This window comes from Candidatus Jordarchaeum sp. (assembly GCF_052745115.1).
In genome coordinates this window covers 1-3,296 of the sequence record NZ_JBRAKS010000405.1, presented here as the reverse complement: position 1 = coordinate 3,296, position 3,296 = coordinate 1, and the positions used below count along the sequence as shown (strand labels likewise).

The following is a 3,296-nucleotide window of genomic DNA, read 5'->3' as shown; positions in this document are numbered from 1 at the left end:
TTATTAAATAAAACTCTCTATCACATTCATTCTAAATTTTTATAAGTATAGGCAAATTATTTAAAAAAAATAAAGGTTATTGGCTTTTAGGAAAAAATGAACTATAAAAGAAAATTAAATCGATAATTCATTAAACCTGTAAAATTTTGGAGTTATAAGTTCAGAGCACGTTTTATGATCTTTGCAATACTTAGTATGGAAGCATTTTCTAGTTCTGATGAGGATAAAAGCTCATCCTGCGAAATTATTAGGGGAACCATCATCTCTTCCTCTGTGATCCCCCCGTGGCTTCCTACAATTTTGGTATCTCCTAACTCGTAGCCGCTCTCAGCAGTTACAACTAGGTCGCCGCTTCTAGGATGTAAAAATCTTAACTCAGAAATTCGTTCAGTTTCCATAACTTCAAGAATACCTTTGACGCTGGTAAGAAACTCGTATATTTTGTTTCTTTGTCCCGGAGAGTGTATATATACGTGGCAGGTCCTATGAGAAGCTAGGGCAGTAGCGTCTAAATTTTTCTTTTTAAATAATTCATTTAGTTGAATTTGTTTTTCGCCCTCGGTCATTCCATGGTCTGCGGAAACAATCATACAAATTTCCTGGCCTTGAGATTGGTACTCCTCGAAAATCATACTTAAAGTGTGATCCATTTCCTCTAGAATTTTTATGGTTTCTTTGCTCTTTGGGCCATAGTTTTCCCCCACACTGTCAACTGCGGGAAAGTTTGCGACTATTAGATCGGGTTTTTCGCTTCTTATTAGTTTAATAGATTCTTTTAAGACTTTGCTGTTCTGGGTAGGAACGGGGAAACTCTGAATATAGTTTTTTGTTACAATGTGTTTTGCTCCTTTCGTTACTGGTTCTGCTATGGCTGCAGTTTCTAATCCTGTTGACGATGCTTCCTCCAGAATGGTTACAGCTTCCAAGCAGGCATTAGGATCATAAAAATCAAAGTTTCTTGGTCGCTTAGCTTCTCGGTCAAAGAATTGATTGCCCACTATACCGTGCTGGTCGGGATAAACTCCAGTGATTATAGAGGTGTGTCCGGTATAGGTTGCAGTGGGAAACACCGCTCGACAGGACAGTGTGGATACACCATTTTTTGATAATTTATCCAGAAAGGGTGTTTTTGCATTTTTTATCCAGTTAATGTTACATCCGTCAAGAATAGATAAGTAAACTTTCATATCTTTCCGTCCGCCGAACTGTTACTCACTAGATTTAAATTAATAGTTAGGGAGAAGTACTAATATGTATTTTCAGGAATCCCTACACGGTGAAATTCGACCAAATGAGCTGGAGAGAAAACTTCTAAACACCGACGCTATGAAATCTCTTTCAGACAAAATGGACATAGGAAACATCAATCTAGTTTATCCCAACGCCAAGCATACCCGACTAGACCACAGTTTAGGAATACTCTATGTTGCGAATGAAATATGCCGCCTACTCTTAGAAAAGGAACAGGAAATTGAAGAGGAAGTGAAAATAATTAGGCTCGCATCTATGCTTCACGACGTAGGGCATGGTCCATTTTCCCACGGATCAGAGATAATTATTCATGAAAAAACCGGTCTCACCCATGAGGAAATGAGTAAGAAAATAATAACGGATAAAACATCAAAAATTAACATGGTGCTCAGAGACTCGGGAATCAGTAAAAAAGAAATTAATGAGATGGGGGACATGATTCTGGGAGTTAATAAGAGAAGACCATTCTTGGGAGAAATGATTCATTGGATGGTTGATGCCGATAAACTGGACTATCTCCCCAGAGATGCACAATCAACCGGGTTTTTACCTTCACTGGTTCAAAGCCGAAAGATAATCGATTCCATGAATCTGCATAACGACCATATAGTTTTTGAAGATGTGGCGACACCGTACTTGGAGTCTATGGTCTTCGCTGAAGCTATTTACTATAAAAATATTCATCATCACTCAACGGTGAGGAAGGCGGATCAGACTCTCTCCCGAGCCATAAAAATAGCAATCGAAAAAGAAAGAGTAACACCCTATGAAGTGCAAAAAATGACTGATAATCAGATTATTAATTTTCTAAAAGAAATGGGGGGAAACGTATCCGATCTAGTATCAAAAATCGAAGATAAACCCCTAAATACTATTCTAATAATTAACTGGGAGGAACTCTCCAAAGAACAAATAAACCGATTATTAGAAATACGAGAGGATAATCAACAAAAAGATGAGTTAGAACAAGCCATCGCCAATAAAATAAACAGCGCCCCATACTTAACCATTGTGGATATTTCCCCACCTCCCCATATCCAAGAAGCAAATGCACCGATAATAATTGAAGAAAAGCCAACCCCTCTGAAAAGTATATCAACATTAACTAGAGCAATAAGTGAAAACCATCCTAAACAGTGGAGCACCCGTGTTTACTCCGAAACAAAAATTAGAGAAAGCGAAAAAAGGTTGCGAGAATTCTTCTTGTCCCAAATCTAAATCAAATAATTAATCACCTACTTCCCTGTATAATTCCCTCTGAGCCAGAAACCTCATGATTTCCGAGCTCCCCGCCCCAATTTGCGCAATACGAATATCTCTCAGATAACGCTCCAAAGGATACTCTTTGGTATAGCCGATTCCGCCAAGCACTTGAAGAGCCTCCGCGCAAATCTCCATAGACTTGTCAGCCGTGAAAAACTTAGCCACAGCCACCTCCTTGGTAGGACTCAGCCCAGCGTCAATCATTCTGGCTGCCCTCAAAACCAATAATCTTCCAGCCTCAATACTCGCATACATCTCAGCAATCTTGAAACTCACACCCTCAAACTCCCTTATTGCCCTCTTAAACTGCATTCTCATTGCAGAATACTTGGCCGCAATCTCAAAAGCACTCCTAGCCACACCAATATATTGACTGGCGGCAAAAGCTCGCTCATCGTTCAATCCATGCATCAAAACCTGAAAACCCTTATTTTCCGGTCCCAGAAGATTCTCCCGAGGAATTCTACAATTATTAAACCTAAGATGGGAGTTAACAGATCCACTTCTCCCCATCAGTTCATAATCCTTCACAACCTCAAAGCCCTCAGTATCCGTGGGAAAAATAAAAGCACTCATACCCTTCCTAGCAGAAACCTCAGGATTAGTAATAGCATAGAGAAGGATAAAATCGGCCCGACTACCATTAGTAATAAACCGCTTCTCACCATTTATAACGTATTCATCACCATCCAACTTTGCACGGGTACGCATCCCACCAATAGCATCACAACCGTTGTCCGAAACTTACCCATCTAGGACACTTCCAGATGGTGTTCGGTTCC

General features: G+C 39.7%; 3 protein-coding genes. 1 reads left to right on the top strand and 2 read right to left on the bottom strand.

Translation table 11 applies throughout. The features are described 5' to 3' along the window. Nucleotides 1–152: 152 nt before the first annotated feature. Nucleotides 153–1,187: an alkaline phosphatase family protein gene (locus ACUVXA_RS18580; protein ID WP_445872781.1), complete on the bottom strand. Its 1,035-nt coding sequence runs from the start codon at nucleotides 1,185–1,187 to the stop codon at nucleotides 153–155. Nucleotides 1,188–1,251: 64 nt separating this feature from the next. On the opposite strand from ACUVXA_RS18580, the gene ACUVXA_RS18575 reads away from it, so the two are divergent. Further along, nucleotides 1,252–2,469 (top strand): HD domain-containing protein, encoded by a 1,218-nt coding sequence (locus ACUVXA_RS18575; RefSeq protein WP_445872780.1) that lies wholly within the window; start codon nucleotides 1,252–1,254, stop codon nucleotides 2,467–2,469. 9 nt (nucleotides 2,470–2,478) lie between these two features. On the opposite strand, the gene ACUVXA_RS18570 is transcribed toward ACUVXA_RS18575, so the two are convergent. Next, on the bottom strand, nucleotides 2,479–3,225 hold the full coding sequence (locus ACUVXA_RS18570) for an acyl-CoA dehydrogenase family protein (protein WP_445872779.1): 747 nt from the start codon (nucleotides 3,223–3,225) through the stop codon (nucleotides 2,479–2,481). Between the last annotated feature and the right edge of the window lie 71 nt (nucleotides 3,226–3,296).